This window comes from Paenibacillus sp. LS-5, from assembly GCF_056121505.1.
Window position 1 is genome coordinate 128,663 of record NZ_JBWAVA010000009.1, and the last position, 21,170, is coordinate 149,832.

The 21,170-nt window shown below is 42.7% G+C and carries 18 protein-coding genes; 3 read left to right on the plus strand and 15 right to left on the minus strand.

Going from position 1 to position 21,170, the window contains the following annotated elements; all coding sequences use genetic code 11:
* Position 1: 1 nt before the first annotated feature.
* Together AC0MA3_RS15240 and AC0MA3_RS15245 are read right to left on the minus strand one after the other, a co-directional pair.
* Positions 2 to 1,510 (minus strand): spore germination protein, encoded by a 1,509-nt coding sequence (locus AC0MA3_RS15240; RefSeq protein ID WP_474656788.1) that lies wholly within the window; start codon positions 1,508 to 1,510, stop codon positions 2 to 4.
* 54 nt (positions 1,511 to 1,564) lie between these two features.
* On the minus strand, positions 1,565 to 3,280 hold the full coding sequence (locus AC0MA3_RS15245) for a cellulase family glycosylhydrolase (protein ID WP_474656789.1): 1,716 nt from the start codon (positions 3,278 to 3,280) through the stop codon (positions 1,565 to 1,567).
* Positions 3,281 to 3,658: 378 nt separating this feature from the next.
* Between AC0MA3_RS15245 and AC0MA3_RS15250 the strand changes: the two genes are divergently transcribed.
* Positions 3,659 to 3,844 (plus strand): hypothetical protein, encoded by a 186-nt coding sequence (locus tag AC0MA3_RS15250; RefSeq protein WP_379159540.1) that lies wholly within the window; start codon positions 3,659 to 3,661, stop codon positions 3,842 to 3,844.
* A 103-nt stretch (positions 3,845 to 3,947) separates the two neighbouring features.
* On the opposite strand, the gene AC0MA3_RS15255 is transcribed toward AC0MA3_RS15250, so the two are convergent.
* Both AC0MA3_RS15255 and AC0MA3_RS15260 read right to left on the minus strand, forming a co-directional pair.
* A complete protein-coding gene (locus tag AC0MA3_RS15255; RefSeq protein WP_474656790.1) occupies positions 3,948 to 5,552 on the minus strand; it encodes an extracellular solute-binding protein in 1,605 nt (534 codons plus the stop codon).
* Between the two features lie 12 nt (positions 5,553 to 5,564).
* Complete coding sequence (locus AC0MA3_RS15260) at positions 5,565 to 7,889, minus strand: helix-turn-helix domain-containing protein (protein ID WP_474656791.1); 2,325 nt, start codon at positions 7,887 to 7,889, stop codon at positions 5,565 to 5,567.
* A gap of 226 nt (positions 7,890 to 8,115) precedes the next feature.
* Between AC0MA3_RS15260 and AC0MA3_RS15265 the strand changes: the two genes are divergently transcribed.
* The gene (locus tag AC0MA3_RS15265) at positions 8,116 to 11,442 is read left to right on the plus strand and encodes an S-layer homology domain-containing protein (protein WP_474656792.1); all 3,327 of its coding nucleotides are present in this window, start codon (positions 8,116 to 8,118) and stop codon (positions 11,440 to 11,442) included.
* 74 nt (positions 11,443 to 11,516) lie between these two features.
* Here AC0MA3_RS15265 and AC0MA3_RS15270 read toward each other — a convergent pair whose 3' ends face one another.
* From AC0MA3_RS15270 to AC0MA3_RS15305, 8 genes are all read right to left on the minus strand, one after another.
* Positions 11,517 to 11,699: a DUF4085 family protein gene (locus AC0MA3_RS15270; protein ID WP_474656793.1), complete on the minus strand. Its 183-nt coding sequence runs from the start codon at positions 11,697 to 11,699 to the stop codon at positions 11,517 to 11,519.
* 33 nt (positions 11,700 to 11,732) lie between these two features.
* Entirely contained in the window at positions 11,733 to 12,125 is a 393-nt protein-coding gene (locus AC0MA3_RS15275) for a hypothetical protein (protein WP_474656794.1), read from the minus strand.
* Positions 12,122 to 12,610 carry a hypothetical protein gene (locus AC0MA3_RS15280; protein WP_474656795.1) on the minus strand — a complete coding sequence of 163 codons (489 nt, stop codon included), beginning with the start codon at positions 12,608 to 12,610 and terminating at the stop codon, positions 12,122 to 12,124. Before AC0MA3_RS15280 ends, AC0MA3_RS15275 begins: the two co-directional genes overlap by 4 nt.
* A 78-nt stretch (positions 12,611 to 12,688) precedes the next feature.
* A complete protein-coding gene (locus tag AC0MA3_RS15285; RefSeq protein ID WP_474656796.1) occupies positions 12,689 to 13,156 on the minus strand; it encodes a GNAT family N-acetyltransferase in 468 nt (155 codons plus the stop codon).
* A 32-nt stretch (positions 13,157 to 13,188) separates the two neighbouring features.
* Positions 13,189 to 13,983, minus strand: a complete 795-nt coding sequence (locus tag AC0MA3_RS15290; protein ID WP_474656797.1) for an aminoglycoside phosphotransferase family protein — start codon at positions 13,981 to 13,983, stop codon at positions 13,189 to 13,191.
* A 40-nt stretch (positions 13,984 to 14,023) separates the two neighbouring features.
* Positions 14,024 to 14,572, minus strand: a complete 549-nt coding sequence (locus tag AC0MA3_RS15295; RefSeq protein WP_474656798.1) for a GNAT family N-acetyltransferase — start codon at positions 14,570 to 14,572, stop codon at positions 14,024 to 14,026.
* Between the two features lie 12 nt (positions 14,573 to 14,584).
* The gene (locus AC0MA3_RS15300; protein WP_474656799.1) at positions 14,585 to 15,019 is read right to left on the minus strand and encodes an NUDIX hydrolase; all 435 of its coding nucleotides are present in this window, start codon (positions 15,017 to 15,019) and stop codon (positions 14,585 to 14,587) included.
* Positions 15,020 to 15,092: 73 nt separating this feature from the next.
* Positions 15,093 to 15,659, minus strand: a complete 567-nt coding sequence (locus AC0MA3_RS15305) for a hypothetical protein (RefSeq protein ID WP_474656800.1) — start codon at positions 15,657 to 15,659, stop codon at positions 15,093 to 15,095.
* A gap of 1,088 nt (positions 15,660 to 16,747) precedes the next feature.
* Here AC0MA3_RS15305 and AC0MA3_RS15310 point away from each other — a divergent pair.
* Positions 16,748 to 17,623 (plus strand): hypothetical protein, encoded by an 876-nt coding sequence (locus AC0MA3_RS15310; RefSeq protein WP_474656801.1) that lies wholly within the window; start codon positions 16,748 to 16,750, stop codon positions 17,621 to 17,623.
* Positions 17,624 to 17,706: 83 nt separating this feature from the next.
* Here the strand turns inward: AC0MA3_RS15310 and AC0MA3_RS15315 are convergent, their stop codons facing one another.
* The 3 genes from AC0MA3_RS15315 to AC0MA3_RS15325 all read right to left on the minus strand — a co-directional run bounded on the left by AC0MA3_RS15315 (position 17,707) and on the right by AC0MA3_RS15325 (position 20,225).
* Positions 17,707 to 18,429: a hypothetical protein gene (locus AC0MA3_RS15315; protein ID WP_474656802.1), complete on the minus strand. Its 723-nt coding sequence runs from the start codon at positions 18,427 to 18,429 to the stop codon at positions 17,707 to 17,709.
* A 60-nt stretch (positions 18,430 to 18,489) separates the two neighbouring features.
* Positions 18,490 to 18,942 (minus strand): signal peptidase I, encoded by a 453-nt coding sequence (gene lepB / locus AC0MA3_RS15320; RefSeq protein WP_474656803.1) that lies wholly within the window; start codon positions 18,940 to 18,942, stop codon positions 18,490 to 18,492.
* A 521-nt stretch (positions 18,943 to 19,463) separates the two neighbouring features.
* A complete protein-coding gene (locus AC0MA3_RS15325; RefSeq protein ID WP_474656804.1) occupies positions 19,464 to 20,225 on the minus strand; it encodes a SagB/ThcOx family dehydrogenase in 762 nt (253 codons plus the stop codon).
* Positions 20,226 to 21,170: the final 945 nt, after the last annotated feature.

The following is a 21,170-nucleotide window of genomic DNA, read 5'->3' on the forward strand; positions in this document are numbered from 1 at the left end:
CCTACTTTCTTTTAATTTGCCTGATTGGATTAGGCGTGTTCGTCTGTGAGGGCCGGCGGTTTAACAACGAGAAGGGTGCACGGATAAAGACATCCTTCCAATCCCCCAGATTCATCGGCGCAACCGGAGCTATATAAGAGGAACCCAGACTGGTCAGACTGGATAAATGAATCACTATCAGAGCAATACCCATGGCTAACCCCATATTCCCCCAAATACCGGTCATTATAATAATCCCAAAGCGGACCAGCCGGATGGAGGCGCTCATCATATAGCTGGGAATCACAAAGGAGGCGATGGCGGAAGAAGCCACTGCAATAATCAGGACATTACTGGTCAGGCCCGCCTGAACCGCTGCTTGTCCGATGACAATCCCACCTACGATCCCGATGGTTTGGCCGATCTTGGTAGGAAGACGGGCTCCCGCTTCACGCAGCAATTCAATCATGGTTTCCATAAGCAGCGCCTCATAAACTGGTGGAAAAGGCACTCTGTTTCTCGACTCCGCCAGTGTCCGAAGCAGCGCTTCAGGGATCATTTCGTAATGAAAAGTTGTCACAGACACATACATTGCTGTGAACGTAATGGTAATCAGCAAGGCGAGAAATCTTAACAATCGGAGGGCCGTCCCCAGAGCCCAACGCTGATAATAGTCATCAGGTGATGAGAAGAATTCAAAAAAAGCGGATGGAGCGGATATCACAGTCGGACTATTATCAATCAATGTAATAATCCGGCCGGCTACCAGTTTGGATACAGCCACATCCGGCCTTTCTGTAAGCAAAAATTGCGGGAACACCGAATTCGGCTTATCCTCCAGATGCTGGGTCAGCATCCCGCCATCATTAATGGCATCAGTCTGAATCCGCTTAATCCTCTGCTCCAGTTCCTCGACATATTTCATATTAGCAATATCTTTTATGTAAAGAATATACACACTGGTCTTTGAGATCTCTCCGACAGAATGTTCAATAACTTTCAGATGCGAGCTCTTAATTCTTTGACGTATTAGCGAGATATTGATGATCGCAGATTCCACAAAAGCGTCGTGGGGACCGGCTATAATCGTCTCGGTCTCAGATTGCTGTACCCCACGTGTTTCCGGGCCATAGGCATGGATGATATAAACATATTCATTGTGAAAAATAGCGACATTGCCTTCTAGTACGCCTATAACCACTGTTTTGGAATCAGTAACCCGTATAAATTGGGATTGCTGCAATAACTGCTTAACCTCATTAAGTTGAATATGAGCAAATCGCTCCAGAATTTCATCCTTTAACAATTTGTGATCTACAAGGGTGGGGAAATAAACAATATCGGTTCGTATTTCCGGAAAGGACCGCCGGATCAAATCCGCGCATTGGTCAAATTCCTCTAGAATATGCTGTAGCGTAAGAGCATTCTGCGAGTTGAAATTCATAAGGGTAACCACGCCTTCGCCATAAGATTCTGATAGTATCCCCCACAATTCCCAGGGATATTTACCGCCCTGCCGGCTATACAGCAAAAAAGCCTTCTCACACCCCGAAGGATGCAAGAAGGCTGCAATCTGTTCCACTTACTACATCGTTACCCCGGTAACACTCGTTCCGTTCTTCGTAATTTTGTAGCTTATGATCTCCCCATTCCAAAAATGGAACTTCAGAATCACATCGCCGTCGTTGACTTCATTAAAGAAGTCCGGCATCAGGCTGATTTCATTCGTGGTGTAGGAAGGAGTGAATGCAGAAGCAAATTCCTTATACGGTGTCCAGTTTTGCGGACCGGCATTACCGCCTGTAGCATACACCGCTTCCATCGTAGCCAGGGTGGTCCCATTAAAGGCTGTAGGAATTTTAAATGAACTGGTAGTCCCTTGAACATTGCTTAGCAACGGCGTGTTATAAAGAATGACGTTAAAGTTCCAGTCTACGCCTTTGTTGAAGCGTGCAGTCAATACTGCATTTACACCGAGCTTGCCGGAAGAAGTAAGACTGGCGAGCCGGGCAGCCTTGAAGGTCAGCTGGTCGCCGCTTAGAGTATAATCGGTTCCTTTAACCAGTTGCTTACTTCCGTAAAAGATGTTGGTCAGCTTATTTCCATTCAGGTTCAGCTTAACAGTCACATCCTTGGCAGCTTCGCCTTTTTTCAAATGAATAAGATCGCTTTCAGCAGAAGACGAACGTCCGTTCCAGCTGGCTTTCATCAACTTGTAAAGCTGGGGATCTGACCACTGATAGGTCGTACGGCCAAAGTGCTGGCCATTATCCCAGAGCATCGGCGTAATTTGTTTGGACTTCAGATAGTAAGCCAGATATTCGAAAAATTTCAATTTCTCGCCTTGTTCAATCACACCTGTGTTCTTGTCAAAGCCAAGCAGGCCGTATTCGCCTACGATAACCGGAATCCCTTTGGCAGTAAAGGTATTGTATACATTAGTGAAGGTAGTATCGATGTCGTTCTGGGTATCTGTATCAAATCTGGTATAGCCAGCAATGTTGACGCTAAACGGCCAGAACCCATAGTAATGCACCGTCGCGATCAGGTTGGAGTCATTCAGCTTAGTGATCATGTTATAAAGCGAATCCATGCGGGGCTGTGTTGGAGACGCTCCCAAAGAAGGGAGCACGAGCGGACGTGTAGCATTCATTCCACCGGAGTTTCTGACAATACTGTGGAAGGATACATTCAGCTCGTCCAGCATCTGGAGCGCTTTATTCTCATCGGTAGTGCCCCCATCGGTGAAGCGGGGCTCATTGACACTCTCAAACATCAGCTTGCTGGAGTGGTTCTTGAACTTATTCGCGATTTGAGTCCATACCGCATTGTAGCGGGCCAGCACCTGATCATGCTGCTGCTCCATCTTGCTGATCCATAGCCAGGAGTCATGATGGAGGTTGATCATGACATACAGTTTCTCACCCATTGCCCAGTCAACGACCTGCTGAACCCGGGCCAGATAAGCCGGATCAATCGCATAGTCCGGAGCGGCTCCGATATGAGTATCCCAGGTTACTGGAATACGGATGCTCTTGTAACCCTGCGCGGCAATCTTCTTGATAAGTTCCTGAGTGACCGCAGGATTGCCCCAAGAAGTTTCGTCAGCCCCCGTTGCATCCAGCGTATTCCCCAGGTTCCAGCCCGGCTGCATCGCATTTACATAGGATTGCATACTTGCGGCTGCTGCTTTGGCCTGAGGCGCCTTTTCCGATGAAGCAGCGGATACTGCAGGTGTAACCATAGCTAGCAATAGAACAGCGATGAATGCAAGTGACAGGAATGATTTCTTTTTAGCCATAAAAAGTTGTTTCCTCCCTCATTCTTATTTGCAAGCGCTTACGAAAATCAATATAGCATCTTTGGCAAATGGAAAATATCCCAATAATTAGTGCAAAAACCAGTCAAAATTAGAGGTTCCTATTATCCGTTTTTTTTGATAGATGAACTGCTGCAGCCACTTTTAGCGCACGATTCAGGTAGAATTCGCATTGTCTCCACTGAGAGGACACTTATCTCCCGAAGGGATACAAAACCCTTTATGTACGCAAATAGTTCACATATTTTTGTCTTTTTCACGTGGACACATCTTTCAATTTCGTTTTTTCGTGTTATAATGAAAGCGTAACCAAAAGGAGCTTTGAACCTTAGATTTCATAGCCCAAGGAGGATGGAAGAAATGCTGGCAGGACTTAAAGAGCTTAAGAATTGGGTATCAGGAATGTGGCAGCCATGGATGGCCTCGGAAGAAGAAGACTACTGGAAAATCGAATATTCGGCAGAACGTCATTTGCATACGCCACCATCGCCACGCCCGCTTTCGTACCATGAAGAGGCACGGATCAAATCGGTGAAATACCACTAACTTCAACTAACTAACCACCAATGACATAAATGATGGCTCAAAATATAAAACCGCGTAACCGGAAGAGATTCCGGCTTACGCGGTTTTTTATGTCCATTCTCGCCTAACCTTTTGCCGGCTGCTTATGATACCAGTCATTTGCCTCTTGCAACACTTGTTCTCCACCTGTTCCCATAAATTCCTTGACGAAGGAATCGAAATAATCTATGGGCTGATCCCCCGTAATGATGGAAATATAGGCTTTGTTTTTTATTTTGATCAGCTCAGGGCTGTATTTCATCAGCGAAGGTGTGGAAACCTTCATCGCGTTATATATTCCATTCTTCTCCAAACCCAAGGTTGAAGCCCAATGCTCTCTGCGTCCCATTGGCTTACGCGGAACGGTCATTCCGATTCCTGCACCAATCTTGTTGGTATAATTGGGGCTTGAATCAAATGGGGGAAGGATCCTATAATCACCAGTGGACTTGTCCGACCATTCCCAGTGTACCCCTTGAACTCCGTTCAGCATGGACATGGACTCATCCTCATCCGGGTTCGCACTGACATCATCCAGAATTTGCAGAATCTTCTCGAGCTTTCCAGGCTCTTTGACGGCATCGGCACCAATCGCTGTGAAGCTCATCAGCATGTCATAAGCCTTCGAGCCGCTTTTTCCCTGAGGCCCTATCACTGGCTGCCCGAAAATGATTCTGGCGTCCTTGTTATTGTCCGCTAATTCCCGTGCGTTGAACGTAGCCTCCACGGGTACCTCTTCACCTTTTCCATCCAGCTCCATGTAATCTCCGGCTTGAATCCAGTGATAGTAGTTCCCCATAGAAGTCATCCCGATTCTGCCATTGATAAAAGCATGAGATAGGTGTTTGTAGCCGCCTTTATTCTCTCCGGTGATGAATTCCGGATCAATAATACCGTCTTTGTACCACTTTTGCAGAAGCTCCAGGGCTTCCTTCATCTCCGGCTCCAAAGCTCCAATCACCAGATCCTGACCCTTGACATTGAAATAAAGCTGATCGGCAAATACAATCTGTCCGAACGCCCCAAAAACAACATTCATTCCTTCACTGGAAAGCCCATAGGTGTCCTTCTTGCCGTTGCCGTCCGGGTCATTGTTCGCAAAGGCATACATCACTTTCTCAAACTCCGCCAATGTCTCGGGAACCTCAAGGCCAAGCTTATCCAGCCAGTCCTTTCTGTACACTACCGGGATTCTATAGATATTCGTCGGATTCACCACAGGGATTCCATAGAGCTTCCCGCCGATTTCGCCATAGCTAAGGTACCCGGGAGCATTTTGATTGATGATCTTCATAAGATTTGGTGCATTGTGGAGGAGAATGTCCCTTGGAATTTCGGCAAGGGCTCCCTGTGACTCGTATTTCAAAAGATCCTGCGGCTGCCTGATCCGAAACAGGTCCGGGATCTGGCCTTGTGCGAGCCTGAGGTTCAGCAGCGCTTCATATTTATTATTTTCGAGATTCCAGACATCCAGATCCACCTTGAATTTGTCCTCGATATATTCAAGCATTGGCGCATCCTCGGGTACCGGCTCATTCTGATGCATGGTCCAGGAGATAGTGTAGGTACTGTCATGCGAGGAGGCCGCTTGGGCAATTTCCCCGGTATTCTTAGGAGCTTCACATCCGCTGACAGCAGCTATGATCAGCACCGCCATACACAAGAGTAACTGACAACGGTTTATTTTCACGGCAACGGCCTCCTATGATTGCTCCATTAATTGCCTGATATAATGTTTCGGGGTATAGCCATTTTTCTCTTTGAATTTTTTGATAAAATAGGCTGTCGTGCCGTATCCAACAGTATTCGCAATTTGTTCGATGGTCATATTGTGGTTAGCCATCAGTTCCAGCGCTTTCTCCATCCTTTTCTCCGTCACATATTCGATGTAGTTCGTCCCGGTTTCTTCCTTGAAAATCTTGCTGAGATATTTGGGGCTTAGAAAAACCTTGCCGGCCACCGTATCCAGCGACAGCTCCTCCGAAAGATGTGTGCTGATATAGTTCTTCACCGCCTCAATGCTCTCACTCGTCCGGTTGTCGCTGCGCTTCTCCATATGGCCCATACACACTGTAATGGAGTCCGTCAGCCATTTCCGGTAACCGTTGATATCATGAATGGAAGTGTACTCATTGTATAAGTTGATCTTCACATGATCCGATGGGGTATACCTCACACTGATCAGATAATCCGAGTACACAGATACCGTATTCATCAATATATAGCGGCAGTAATCCGCAGAATACAGCCCATCCCTCATCTGATCCAGCAGTTGTTCAATAGCTTCCGTAATATCCTCTATATTCCTTGCCTGAAGTTTTTCTTTGAATTTCAGAAGAACCGCCTGGGGAATTTCGTTATTGCTGCTCTCCCTCTCCAGCAGCCTTGCATCTTTGATAATAGAAACTTCAGGCAGGAGAAATCCATACTTAGCGAGGATCTTCGCTTCTTCAAAGCTCTTATGCACATCCATGAACCGCTGCACCCAGCAGCCCAGGGAGATTCTAAACTCCAGGTCAAAGCTGTGTTTCACCTCCGAAAGAATGAAGCCTGAAATCTGCTCCAGCAGCTCATCCTCCGCTAGATCTGTACATACAATAACCGCTACCTTTTTATCCGGAAGCTCTTCCGCTATGATGTGGCTTCCAGCATAATCCGCCGCTTCCAATTGATTAATCATCCGGTAGAGAACATACTGCATGGTTTGGGAATTGAGCGTTTTGAAACCAGGACTTACCGGATCTATTAGCATGCAGCAGTAGTGGGCATAGGTCAGGGGAATATGAATGGATTGCAGCTGCTCCACTAGCTCCTCATCACTGTAACTGTTATTCAGAAGATTAAGTACAATATTATGCTTAATTACCGGACTATTGGCCTGCAGGGTCTCTTCGAGGCTGCTAACCTTGCGGGTCAGCTTATTGATGGCGGTATCAATCAGTGTGTATTCGTTCAGCCCGGGTTCCGGTGTATGGTCGAACATGCCTTTCATTTTGTCTCTCAACCGCTTCAGAGGATTATATATAGCTACGGTAAAAACACCGGACAGAATCATGCCCACAATAATAGCGAGCAGACAAATCAGAAGCACCGTCCGCTGCAATAGAATTGATTTCTGATAGTAGTTATCTGTAGGCGTGATGTTGTATATTTTCCAGTCATTCGATGGGAAGGTGTGAAAAGAAACCTCATTGGACCCCTGGTTCATCTTATCTGTGAAACTTGAAGCCACAGCAGTGGACGACAGAATTTTGTTGATATATCCGCTTCCAGCACTATGGCCGAGTATTTTTTTATCAGCCGCAGAGATGATCGTCCCGCTTGGCCCTATCACAAAAGTGTTCTTATAATCGGAAGGCATAATATGCCGGATGATTCCGCTGATCGCCTCCTCCTTCATATCGATAGCAATCATCAGGTCGCAATCGGCACCGGTGGAGTGAAAAGGATAGCTGTGTGCGTATGAAATCACAGGACTCACCAGCTTATCGTCCGATAGATTTGTATACATATCTTGTGCTGTCTTGCTTGCTTCCGTCCATACAAAGCTTGAACCGCTTTTCTGCAGACGATCCACCCAGCTCCATGCTGTGGCAGCACTTTCGCGCTCGTGATCAAGATATCTCAGCCCGGCGTCCGACGAGATCATGATACCCAGCCCGGGATAGAACAAATGAACTGCAGATACAATGTCCGCATAATCCGCGACTTCATTCTTAAGCAGGTCCTGCAGATCCAGAACACTCCCGTGATTGCCCTGCAGAGTAGCTTTGGCAAATATATCAATACTAACCGGCTCACCCAGGGAAAGATCCAGATAGATTTGCTGCACCCGCTGAAGCACGGAAGACTCGATATAGTTGGCCGTACTCTCCAGGATAATCTGATTCTTTTTCTGGATTTCTTCATTATAGTGCTTAGGAAAATACATATAAAAGATGGAGCAAAGCAAAAGAACCATGACCATCACGACTGTTACATAGGAAATAGCGAGGTTGGCAAAAGCAGAGTTCCCGTTTTTTCTCATCGTTGTTGTCTCCACATTCGAAAGTGTCTAAGCATCTTAACCACTCCTAATCTTATTGGAAGTATGTTCACAGAGCGTCAGAAATGGACCTTATTTGTGTAAAGAAGCTTGATTTCAAAGACAACATACGATTTTTATATAATAGGGAAATTGTTGTATTGAGGCCCGATCCACCCGGATGCTACAGTGATGTCGAACCAAAACAGAGGAGTGATACGTTTTGATAATGGGATTTAGGAAAAAGCAAGTATCAGCGGCTTTGAGTCTGTCATTGCTTATTAGTTCCATGGGCGGAATGGCTGCAAGTGTGAGCGCGGCCTCCAATCCCGCAACAGTGGCTCCGCCGGCTGCACCGGCCTGGGGGTATTTTGTAGACAATTACAAGAATAATTCCACGGTTAACATGGCGGTATACTCCAATCCGACCATCGGAATCCTGTCCGGATTCAGTCAATTGTGGACGCCAGGCACTACCTGGGACACAGGTACCAAACTTAACAGCAGCGTGCTGGATGCCAACATTCAAAAAGTAATAGACCTTGCTGCCCGCCGGACTCCTGCTGAAGCCAGTGCGGCTTACTTCGATGACCGGAGAAAACAGAGCTACAGCGTGATTGATGGTCTGGGTTCACTAACCGATGTCTACCGCACAAATGCGGGAGCGGTGACAACGATCAACGAGATCCCGGCCGATGCCACCACCGTTAAATATGATGATGGAGGAACCGATGCAGGCAGCACAAGCTCCAGTCTTGGCAGCATTGTCAGTCTGGTAAAGACCTTACGCGGTAACTACTCTTCAACGACCCCGGCTAAAAATTATTACAGTTATAAACGCCCGTATCGTTGGAGCAGCCCTTCGATCATTGTACCGGCTCTTGTGCCTGCAATCAGCACCACGCCGCAATCCGATGGTGGATTCCCAAGCGGCCATACCAATGCTGGCTATCTAAGCGCGATAGCGATGGCTTATGCTGTACCGGAGCGGTTTCAGGAACTACTTACCCGGGCTTCGGAACTTGGAAACAACCGTATCCTTGCCGGTATGCACTCTCCGCTTGATGTCATGGGAGGACGTGTCACAGCAACTGCGCTGTCGGCTGCGATCCTGTCTGATCCGGACAACAGCCTGCTGAAAAAGACTGCATATAACGATGCGCATAGTCTATTGTTGACACAAACCGGTACAGCTGAAGACAGGTTCAGCAACTACTCCAAGAACAAACAAGAATATACCGAGCGTTTGACCTATGGATTCAGCCCGATCAACTCCAAAGCGGAGCCAGCGGTCGTTCCAAAAGGTGCAGAAGTCCTGCTCGAAACACGCCTGCCGTATCTGGACGACACGCAGCGCCGCTGGGTATTAGCCACAACAGAGCTTCCATCAGGCTATCCTGTACTGGATGATCCGGAAGGATGGGGACGGCTTAATCTTTTTGCCGCAGCAGACGGCTATGGTGCTTTTGCAAGTGATGTTACAGTGACCATGGACGCCAATCAAGGCGGCTTCAGTGCCCTGGACCGCTGGCGGAATGACATTTCCGGCACAGGCAGTCTGACCAAAGAAGGAACGGGGACGCTTAAGCTCCAGGGGAACAATAGTTATTCCGGAGGCACACTGCTGAAGGAAGGTACGCTTGAGGGGAATTCGAATACAGCGTTCGGAACCGGTGATGTGGCTAACAACGGAGGAACCCTGATTCACAATGTTCCTGGAACGCTGACCATTGGCGGGAATTTCAGCCAGTCTGCCAGCGGCACACTTGAACTGGGCCTGAGCAGCGTAAGTGATCTGCTCGATATTAAGGGAAAAGTACAGGCCGGTGGTACACTTCGTCTGAACTTTTTGAACAATTATGTACCTGACGGTGTGATTACACTCATCACCCATGGTAAGGATCAGCGGAGCGGAGAATTTTCTTCCGTGGAGACAGAGGGGCTTCCCAGCCAGTACAAAATGAAGGTGATCTATAATGCCAACAGCATCCAGCTGGCTGTAGATACAGATGCACCAAGATGGCCAGCAGATGCCAAACTGACCGGTTCAAGCATTACCTCATCGGATCTTACCTTGAACTGGCCGGCGGCTGTAGACAAAGAAGGAGTGGTCAGCTACAGCGTATATCGTGACAGCACACTGCTGGGTACCGTATCCGGTGCTACCTACTCCTATAAGGTAACCGGATTAACGCAAGGCACAACCTATTCTTTCTCGGTAGTAGCTTATGACCTTACGGATAACTCAAGCAGTCCTTTAAAAGCATCCTTGAGCACCGCTTCCAGTTCTTCTCCCGGAGGAATTGGACCCGTAGCCACACCAGCTCCTTCACCTGTACCGTCGGCTTCTCCAAGTCCCGCGTCTAGTCCGGGAACAGATAACGGGAAGCAGAGCCTATTAGTAACGGCAACTGCAGATTCCAGCGGAAAAGCAGAGGCAACCCTTAGTGATTCCCAAATCACTGACCTGTTGACTAAGATCAGCTCTTCTGCCGCCGCCAAAATCTCAGTACAACTGAACGTACAAACGGTAGACAACGCTAAGTCTCTGGGAGTGACGCTCTCCAAGGACGCCGTCAGCAAGCTGTTCGGAAGCAAAGCTGCTGAAGTGGAACTAGTAACCCAGTTCGCAAGCATGACTTTTAACAAAGCAGCCTTGGAGTCGCTGAAGAACGCTTCAGGAGACAGTATCCGCATTGGAATCGCTTCAGCAGGTACTGCAGGTCTTTCTTCAGAAGCTGCAAGTCTGGTGGGCACACGGCCAGTGCTGGAGTTCACCGTTCAGTCTGGCACCTCGAACCTGACAAGCTTCGGAAGCGGAAGCCTCAAGATCAGCATACCGTTCACGCTTGCCCAAGGGGAAGACGCCAACGCCATTGCCGCCTATTACATTGAACACAGCGGCAAGCCTAATGCAGTCGCCAAGTCAGGATATAACCAGAGTGCAGGAACCGTAACTTTGTTAACCAATCACCTCAGCAAATACGCTGTGGGTTATCACAAAGTCAGCTTTAGCGACACTTCCGGTCATTGGGGCAGCAGCTATATTACCTACCTGGCTGCACACCACATTATTTCCGGTACAAGCGCCAATACATTCGCACCTAATACGAATATTACCCGTGCAGAATTCGCCAAAATGCTCGCGGGACTCGCCAATGCGAATGTCTCAGGGTATTCCTCCTCCACGTTTACCGACATCAAAGCCGGTGACTGGTACCTGCCTTATGTGGCATGGGCTGCCGGGAATAACATTGTGAATGGAGCAGGCAACCATCAGTTCAATCCAAATGCAGCCATCAGCCGCGAGGAAATCAGCGTCATGATCGGACGGTATGCCGATCTTGCAGGATACTCACTGCCTGACAACGTCAGCAATGCAAGCTTTGCAGACAGCAGCAGCGTTAGTGCCTGGGCCGTAGATGCGGTAACTGCCTTGCAGAAGGCAGGAATCCTGTCCGGCAAAGGCAATAACACCTTTGATCCCAAAGGCGGTGCTACCAGAGCCGAGGCCGCTAAAATCATGACAGTGCTTCTACAGGGAATGATTCAATAGAATAAGATTGCAATTCAGACAAGCCTCCATCCTGGATAACGAATGGAGGCTTGTTGTTGGTTTAGCTTCTCTATTCATGAAGAAATCTCGATCATAACGTTATCCGCTGTGACCGTGAATTCCACTAATGGACTGTCAAATAAAACGTTAAGCTCAAATCCAGAATCAGTGGAATATACTTCATCGTACAGCCAGTAACTGCCTACACTTAAGTCTGGAAGTTGCAGACTCTTGACTCCTGCAGGCTGTAAATACACAAAAAAACAGGACCAAAACTAAAGCTTTCCTCATCAAGTTTCCTCCTGTTTTATAGTTACATATTCATTAAATCCCAATCTTAAATCACTATAAAAATATAATAAGTTAGGTAATTCTGTCTTCTCTAATTCATTTATATTGTTTTTGTATTTAAATAGTAATTCAAGAGATTGTCGATAATAGTCCAAATAGTATTTATTTATTTTGGTTCGTTTTACTTGTGTGATATAGGTTTCCAAATCTGAGATTTGAGCAAATAAGTATTCACATATTTTTTCAAATGTCTTTTGATCAAGTTCATTTATATCCGTCATTTTCCTTATACTCTCTTCAATCTTAAGGAACCATTCATAATCTCTTTGAAATATCTGATAAATAGGTTCCAGAAATGAATGAAGTGTATTCATCTTAGACTCTGTATTCACTCAAATATCCTCACGTATTCCTTATATTTTGAAAGATGCTGGATTGCTTCATCTCTGATAGAATTTGTATTCCCGTATATCCCTTCTGTCGCTAAGTAATATCCATCGCTCAATTGATCTAATAAATATGATAATTCCTCATCCAGTATAAAAGTATTTCCTTGAAGATAGAGCCTTAGTATATATGAAAAAAAGTCATCATCTGTTATCCGCTTCTCTTCAAGGTCCATAACCAATTCACCAATTAATTTATAGAGTGGATCGAATATTCTCTCTTCCCCATAAATTCTTTTTAATATGGAAGCAGTATCTTCTATAGGTTTATTACCGGACAAAGAAACTTCAATAAGCTCGTAAGGAAATCCCCCTTTGTTTATTACACGATCTGCCCAATCAATAACATCTTGTTTTACGTAATATCCGATAACTAAACCTATGTAATAGTATGCAGATAACTCTTTTATGGTTTTCATATATTTCTCCATGTTTTGTTCCCCCCCATAACCGTTTCATCCTCCTTGGTTTTACCGGGACATGGAAGTTCCCTGGGTGACTCACCCCACTTAGCCTATTGTAATGTCAAGACTTAATCGAATCATATCCCTACATTGTATTCCGTTTTCATAAATCTCTTCCTCATAATGCCTTACAAAGAAATCCCGATCTACTCCTGTTATTCGAAAACCGCATCTTTGATACAGCATTAGCTGATTTACACTTGAGTTTCCGGTTCCGATTTCAATGGTTTTGGCTTTCTCCTCTCTTGCTTTTTCTATCGAATAACCAATCAATTGCTTCCCTATCCCCATTCCCCGATAGTCTTCCTGTACCGCGATATTTACAATTTCTATGGTTTCAGGCCGGGTCCTAATCAATACCATAACTCCAGTTATTTCTTCGTTTATTAGAGCTACTAAGCATTGTCCTCTTCTTAAATACTCCCTTACTATTTCCTTCGACGGATCAGCAAGAAGTAATAATTCAAAGGGGATTTCTTCGCTTGAATTTAGTGGTCGGATATTTACTTCCATGATTTTCTCCTTTGGCTCGACACCATCATTCATTACATCCAATCATCGAAATGTTCTTCAAGAAACTCAATTTCTTTCTCATAATGAGCAAGATGACCTTCTTCGACTAATTTCACAAACGCTGGATCTCCAGCTGCGGCACGTTCAGATAATGTAGTACACATGAATTGAATACGGGCAATCACCCAATCCTTAAGATCCGTTGGAATATCTAGTCCATAAGAATTAAAGAATATTTCCACACGTCTTTTCCTCGCTGATGCATGATTCTCTCTATTATATTTCTCAACCAGGTAGTCATTTGGACTTGGCGCAAACTCTGCAAGTGGAACAGATGTATATAAAGTGTACACAATGTCCCACATCCGTGGACCTGGACCTGCCATGTCAAAATCAATAATCCCCACAGGAAGTCTGTCTTTAAACACAACGTTATATAGGGCAGCATCATTATGGCACACGACCTCATGCAAAGTTCTCTCAGGATACTCATTTGTAGAATTCGTAGTGGGTGTAAATCCTACAGTTGCGTCATGATAGCTTCTTAAGAGCTTGGCAAGTTCAGATAAAACCTCATCCGACCACATATATGCTTCAATATCAGGGTATTGATTCCCCGGAACTACTCCTTCAAGGTAAGATAGAATCTCTCTATTCTTTTCATCTAATCCTATATATCTAGGAGAATAAGGATAGCCTACCTTTTCAAGATGTATCAGCAATTCATACACATACGGATTGGAAGGAGCCCCCCGACGAACGGTGTTCCCTACTTTCACAACCTGATTAATATTGCCGCCAGTAAGAACTTCCTCGGATTCTGACAAGTCTACTCCTCCTTACCACTTTCTTGATTAAGTCCACTAGTTACTGCACTTTATAGTCTTTCTTAAGCAAGGCATATACCGCAACATCAACAAACCGGTTTTTCCAAAAGTAATGTTCCTTCAATACCCCTTCTTCACCGAATCCTATGTTCTCAAGCACCTTCCTTGAATTCACATTCTCCGGCTCTACAAATGCTTCGATTCTGTTCAATCCAAGTTCGTGAAATCCGAATTCAATTATCTTTTGAGCCGCCTCGGACATAATGCCTTTACGCCAATATTCTGGAGTAAGTTCATATCCAATTTCAGCTTTATAATGTTTTTTCATCCAACCATGAAAACCACAGGTTCCAATAACTCTGTGATCCGACTTCAAAGTAATTCCCCACCGGAAGCCTTGACTTTCTTCGAATTTTTGATTCCATCGTCCAATTAATTCTTCTGCTTGATTAATAGTAGTAAAACTCTCCAAATCATAAAATTTCGTAACTTCATCCAAAGAGAAATATCGAAAAACATCCCTGGCGTCGTCTTGGTTAAGTTGTCTTAGTATTAATCTTTCTGTTTCTAATATAGGAAATTGGGACATTTTCTTCTCCCTTCAGGGACCTAAAATATTCTCTTTATCAGTAAACTCAACACAAAAGGGTTGCAGTTCATTACTTAAACAGCACTCTATTCTTTGTCTGAAATTTTTCCATACTACTTTGTTTAGTGCCTCTTCAATCGGAAAGAAACCCGAATCCAGACTTTCTGACGAACGTGTTAATTCTCCACCTATGGGTTTCGCTAAAAATAAGGTATTACAGATTGAATTCTCTATGTTTTGAAAAACCCCGCAGAATTTGATAATTTCTATATCGATTCCCGATTCTTCTTTGGTTTCTCTTATTGCAGCTTGAGTTAGGGACTCCCCTTCTTCTACTTGGCCACCCGGCATCTCCCAGCCCCTTCTTGGACCTTTAATCAGTAATAATTCATTCTTATCATTGACAACAATAGCCGCAGCAGAAAGGATATGCTTAGGTGGATTCATTCTCTTTAGCTCCTTATAGTCTTTTTGAGGGTTATGAATAAAATCCATCTTCTTTCAGATGTGGTTGGTTATGCTAATTGCTATCAATAGTTATCAATTTCTCTTTCGCCTGGTTTAATAAATCATTGATTACATTCATTTCGTTGCGTACTCTTGTTCTTCCCTTTTCCGTCTGATTCCAATTATCTTTATTAATTCCTCGATCATCATGGAGTGGCAATATATCAAAATTCATTTGATCATCTCCAAATAAACTTGCAAGCAAAATAAATCTTCTACAGAAAAAAGCCTTACCCGCAAGTAATATATTTCTTTCTTCAGGCATGATCATGGTTATCGCAGTTTTTACGACATCATGGGCATTACAAGCACCTGTAATCGGGAAAATAATACTCTCTGGTAAGCCTAATTGAATTAACTGGAGCTTATGAAATTCAAACTCGTTAGCTTCTAAAAATTTGTTGTATATATCAGGGATTAATAGTCTCTTGAAACCCTCATTTTTATAGAGTTCCAATATCTTCATATTCAGTTCGGGAAAATGACCCGGATGATATATGACTACATCAGACGAAACAAATAGGTGTTTTCTACTGATAAATATCATTTCACTTATATTCTCAATAATTGCTTTGTTCATGTCACTCATCCTTTCGGAGTCCACGAATTCAAATTGTATCTATCTGTTTAAGTTGTCTGACCGAATTTCGCTTCCCTGTATTAATGATTACATGATTATATTAGGTAAGGTAGGATCTTTAAATGGATTCTCAATCATGATACTTAGTGTTACCTGTAAAATGATACTGACAATAATAAATATAAAAATAGATCTTGTCATGTCCTCTTTTCCCTTGTCAAATTGGCTTTGTATTATTATTTGGCTAGTAACTATATTCAGAATTATCATTAGTCCACATATAAGAAGATGACCGAGTCCAGTTAAGAATCCCTTAGTATAAAACTCAGCAAACAAAAGATGAAATAATCCTAGAATTAGTATAGGTAATATTATTGAACAAAAAATCGATACCACGATTAAGAGAAGTTTTGTTCTTGTCTTCATGTATTGACTCCTTTTTATGGCAATGGTTCAATTGTCAAGCATACTTCATTGGAATTGCATCTCACTTTCTCCCCCAGTATATCAGCCATTCTAAATATTGGGAATTAAAAGAAACCTTCAAGCGATTCAATATTTCGTGGAGGTAACTCTGAAATAGAATATTTATAGAGCGGATTTATTATCCCCCCCTCACCCCTAAAGGTAAAAGAAGGCATAAACGCGCAGCTTCTGTAGCACGGCAGCTATATCTTCAGCTCCCCAAGCTTGATCAGCTCGACAACCGCTTGCGAACGACCTGCCTTTTGGACGGCTATCGCTTGGCTTATATTTACTTTTAGTCGATCTGGCGTTGATTCTTGGTCACTTCGTTCAAGCTCCTGAAGCTTTTCTCAAGCTCATCTTGTCTCCTCGCGAGTCGGAAATCCTTACAGTAGCTTACATTCCCTTCTTTTTCGTAGAATGAATGTAACTATGAGGGAACTGCGAGATACAGGAGATTCGTGTATAATATCGAATACTTAAAGTTGGATACCTCCAGAATTTTGATGAATGAATTTTCACGACAAAGGTTATGGAAACCATGAAGCAATAATACTAAGGGACTAAACGAGATTAATAATCTGTTAACAACCGAACTCAATAAAATATAAAGGATGAAAAAAATGAAAAACAGAATTTTGTTTTTAATTTGTATCGTTATCTTATTACCAATGTTGAGCACTAACCAGGTTGAAGCTACGAATACAAAAGTTTATTTAGAATTATCGAAAGGCGTTACATACTATGGCGAAGTAAAGAATGGAAAACCCAACGGAAAAGGGTCCATGGACTGGGGGGGCAAAAGTTATTCGGGTGACTGGATAGATGGAAAAAGGTCAGGTCAAGGATACTATAAGTTCAACGAAATTGTTGATACTGATACAACGAGAACAATAACTTATAACGGTTCTTGGAAAAATGATAAAAAACATGGTAAGGGCCTGTTAAAGGAAATTACATCGGGCGAATATGGCCCATCGCTAGTTCAACAAGGTATATTTAACAATAATCAGTTTATAAATGGTTATGAAACACGATTTTTTTTAGGGTACTACGATTTTGATTATATTGACCAGAAACAGGCAGTCGGTTTCGGTACTAACAGTAAAGAACTAGCTAGAAAATTATTAAGTGGGAACTTTAGTGGAGAGCAAGCTTCTAATATTCATATTTACAAGAAGACTGGTAAGTATTATGAAGGATACTCGTTTGCATATGAGCCAGAGTCTTCCGGTTCTAACTATTCTATAGGTACGTATGAAAAGATAACTGAAAATGGATCAACTTCCTTTGTATTAAGATCTGGAGTTCATAATTCAGGTAGTGATGGGGATGATTTTTATACACAAGAAACATACAAGGATGGAATAATTGTCAAGAAAAAATCCATTTACCAACCTGATGAGTACTATGCTACTCTTGATAAAAACCTAAAAAATAAATTAAAAGAAATGAAGCCCTATTTAAAAGGGTTCTCAAATGCCATGAGGGAACTTTAATTATTGCAAAAGAACTTAGGACGTGTAGGCAAACTGTAACTCCGATTCGATTTTGATCGAGATTTACTTTCCTTTACGTCCTTTCAAAATACTTTGCTGAACTGGCCCCTTGTATTTCCTTGTTCGTCAGTTCTTCGCTGGATGAATTCTCCGGTCAATAGATTGATATCATCTTCGTCAGACTTATCAATTGTCGTTATCCCTGTATTGTAACTTCCCATCGTTGCTCCTATTAAAAACCAGTCATTATCTTGATATCTAAATCTATATTTATTGTACCATCTCCAATTGCTTCCCCCGTAATCGCTAACAAGGACAGAACCCCGATCAATGATTAGGCTATCAAAAGGGTCGCCCCATACTCCACCCTCATCAGCATTCAAAATGACATTATCGGCTATGATGGATACGGAATATGTGTTGTTTTTACCGCCAAATGCAATGAATAGTGATCTCGGAGACGCCGTTTGATCAACCACATCCTTCTCAATTACTGTTGCAGTGTCTGAGATACCATCTTTATTTAAATCGCCTTCTGCGATAACTGACTCTCCTTTGATAAGTTCTAAAATGTGCCATCCTTCTGGAATCAATGCATTGATGTTAGTTTCCCTCTGCTCATTGCTTTGCTGTGGAGTTTCCACTTCTAATGTTTCTTTGTTTGTACTTGGAGATATACTGGCCGCTGGTGTATTGGATGGAGTTGCTTCCTGTTCAATTGTCTGAGTGTGTGAATTTTCATTACACCCCACTATGCAACTTAAAAGTGCAGCAACACCAATAGAAGTTAAAATTAATTTCTTCATAGAGTCAGATTACTCCCCTTTGTTATGCGAGGGATCGCCCCCCTTCAATTTACAGTCAAATTAATCTATGACCTTCCCAACAATTTGTTCTTTTCTAATCGTGCCGATAGTTCTACTATCCAAGCTGTCGTTATAATTATCGCCAATGATAAAAAAATCATCTGCTCCTGTCTTGTATTCACCAACTCTGGAGTTATCAACCATTTTAACGGGTAAATCAATTGGAACATCATTAATTAGTATCTTGTCTTTCATCACTTTTATCTTTTCGTTAGGTAAGCCTACAACTCGTTTGACATACATTTTATTTTTCTGATCTGTATAAAAGCAAACAAGCTCATTACGTTCTACTTCATGCTGATTATAATAATCTGTGTCTACCTTAACAATCTGACCATCTTTAAATGTCGGTTCCATCGAAGGACCCATGATCTCCATTTTTTTATAGTTTGTACTGCCATTACAAGCGCTAATGATCATAAAAACAAATAACGCTAATATATATTTTTTCATATTTACCGCCCTTTCTTGAGTTTCTTAAACAATTTCACACAGCCGGATTTTGCGGTATGGAGTATTCTGCTCAGTGAAACGGATATGCTTCTTTGAAAATGCTCCTCGCGGACCCAAGGGCTATATGGTTTAAATACCACCACATGACCTTATGGTATCCGATCAACTTTGAACCGATTTCATTTACATCATTTGGTAACATCAACAAAATAAATTTGAAAATGTATGACCATATTTTCTTCACAGATACCCTACTCTCAAGCAACGTAGCATGAAACCGATGTTTTGTGATTCCCTTCTCATCTCGATTCAACTTTCATTCTCCTTTAATTACAGGCAAGATTTCTGTTGCCAATCATTGATCATCCCTTCTGATGGCTATTCCGATTTTCCTCCTCCAGTGTATCAACCATTCTAAATATTGGAAATATAAAAAAACCCTCAAGGTTGTTCAACCTCAAAGGTTCCAATACTTTTGGAGTCATTAATTAAGCTGTTACTGTAATCAGAAATGCGAGTAGCTATTCCCGTTTCTTCCCAACCGTACCAAGATAGATCACAAATTCTTCATCACCGTCTAATTGTAATATTTCGTCAATCAGCTTTTGATCATAGATTCCAATGGCGCAAGCGCCTGCACCGATCGATTCACTGGATAAATACAGGTTCTGGCATACATGTCCAACATCGATGAGAATTTTTTTGTGAGCGGAAATATCATACTTCCATTCAGAGCGATAAGGTGTGGTACTCCATGCAAACAGTACAGAAGCTTTTTTGGCAAAGTTAGGGACAAACGGCTGATCTAACGTAATCGCATCCACCTTCTGTTCAAGTTCATCTAACTCAAACATAAATAATAGCTTATGCTCTACAGGAAGGTATCTGTAGATCCCTTGCTCAATGCCTTCTACCCGCATAATCACTAAATAGGTTTCAAATGTGTGTGTCGCCCCACTACAGGGTACCGTACGCAGCGTAAGTCCGTTCTTATTCATACCTGTAATTCCTTGGGTAGCCCATAACAAATAGGATAATTCATCCAAACTCAACGTTTCCGCCGAATAAAATCTTGTACTTCTTCTTTGATCTATAACATCAAAAATGTTCTGTTTAGACACAACGTCTTTGCTGACCTTAGGCAAATCAATAATTAGGGATTCTGAATCATAAGGCTTAACAATGGGCGGTTGTGCCAATCCTTTGATCTTGTCCGTTTTTATATGCTTAAATTCATGAAAATTGGATTTTAGAAATTCCCTTTGTGGTTCGTATCTTCCCATAACAGATCCTCCTAGATTTCCTTAATAACTTTAATTTATCATGTCATGAAAATTAGATAGTGATCGAACTCACTACAGGGCTGTTTTGGTAAGTAAACAACAAAAAACCTCCCTTCACCTTAAAGGTAAAAGAAGGCATAAACTCATCGCTTCTGCAGCACGGCAGCTATATTTTCATTTCCCTTAGCTTATACTCGGCATAATCATCAGTTTAAGGCCCTCTTCTAACTCCCTTCCGGATCGAGGGGCGCATGCTCCGAAGCGTGAATATGGTGTTATCTAAGGATTTCAATGAAAATATTTCACTTTTTCTGTTTCTTTAAATTGAATTCTAAATTTCTTGGATAAGTACCTGCCTATGCTCTTTCTACTGTTTCTATAATGACTATCTATTTTAATTTTAGAGTTATCCTTCAAATGAAGATAATAAAAGTCCTCAGGCTTCAATATATTTGATAGATTCAATCTCAATTTCAAATGACTTTGAGAATAGGGTATATTTGATAAGCTTCCCTTCTGTAATCTTATAAAATGTGGTAGCTAAATAAACTAAGAAAGAAACTAAAAAAACTGTCGTTAAACTGAAAATGGTATCACTTAAATATTTGGTTCCAATGAAAATGAAAATAAAAATGATAATAAGTATTGAAAGTACAATAGATGACTGCGTTCTACTAAATTTCATTTTTCAACTGCCTTTCTTCTATTCGTAAATGGCTTCTTCTAGTATATCAACCATTCTAAATAAATAGGATGCCTTGCAAAACAATTCACAACAAAAAACCTCCCCGCTCTCGTCAGGGCGCGGCTTCTTTGCTGACAGTCATTCTGTATGTATCAGAACCCGGACGACCCAGTTATAAACCGCAATATAGCTAACAATTTTCACAACAAATCAATACAACTCCAGGATTATAATGAACCTAATAACAATGAAGCGATACT

Coding starts and splice junctions, on each gene's coding strand:
- AC0MA3_RS15305 (WP_474656800.1), bottom strand. CDS start 15,659: ATGAACAAAGCAATTATTGAGAATATAAGTGAAATGATATTTATCAGT.
- AC0MA3_RS15285 (WP_474656796.1), bottom strand. CDS start 13,156: ATGGAAGTAAATATCCGACCACTAAATTCAAGCGAAGAAATCCCCTTT.
- AC0MA3_RS15295 (WP_474656798.1), bottom strand. CDS start 14,572: ATGTCCCAATTTCCTATATTAGAAACAGAAAGATTAATACTAAGACAA.
- AC0MA3_RS15325 (WP_474656804.1), bottom strand. CDS start 20,225: ATGGGAAGATACGAACCACAAAGGGAATTTCTAAAATCCAATTTTCAT.
- AC0MA3_RS15265 (WP_474656792.1), top strand. CDS start 8,116: ATGGGATTTAGGAAAAAGCAAGTATCAGCGGCTTTGAGTCTGTCATTG.
- lepB (WP_474656803.1), bottom strand. CDS start 18,942: ATGAAAAAATATATATTAGCGTTATTTGTTTTTATGATCATTAGCGCT.
- AC0MA3_RS15260 (WP_474656791.1), bottom strand. CDS start 7,889: ATGAGAAAAAACGGGAACTCTGCTTTTGCCAACCTCGCTATTTCCTAT.
- AC0MA3_RS15280 (WP_474656795.1), bottom strand. CDS start 12,610: ATGGAGAAATATATGAAAACCATAAAAGAGTTATCTGCATACTATTAC.
- AC0MA3_RS15315 (WP_474656802.1), bottom strand. CDS start 18,429: ATGAAGAAATTAATTTTAACTTCTATTGGTGTTGCTGCACTTTTAAGT.
- AC0MA3_RS15300 (WP_474656799.1), bottom strand. CDS start 15,019: ATGAATCCACCTAAGCATATCCTTTCTGCTGCGGCTATTGTTGTCAAT.
- AC0MA3_RS15310 (WP_474656801.1), top strand. CDS start 16,748: ATGAAAAACAGAATTTTGTTTTTAATTTGTATCGTTATCTTATTACCA.
- AC0MA3_RS15250 (WP_379159540.1), top strand. CDS start 3,659: ATGCTGGCAGGACTTAAAGAGCTTAAGAATTGGGTATCAGGAATGTGG.
- AC0MA3_RS15245 (WP_474656789.1), bottom strand. CDS start 3,280: ATGGCTAAAAAGAAATCATTCCTGTCACTTGCATTCATCGCTGTTCTA.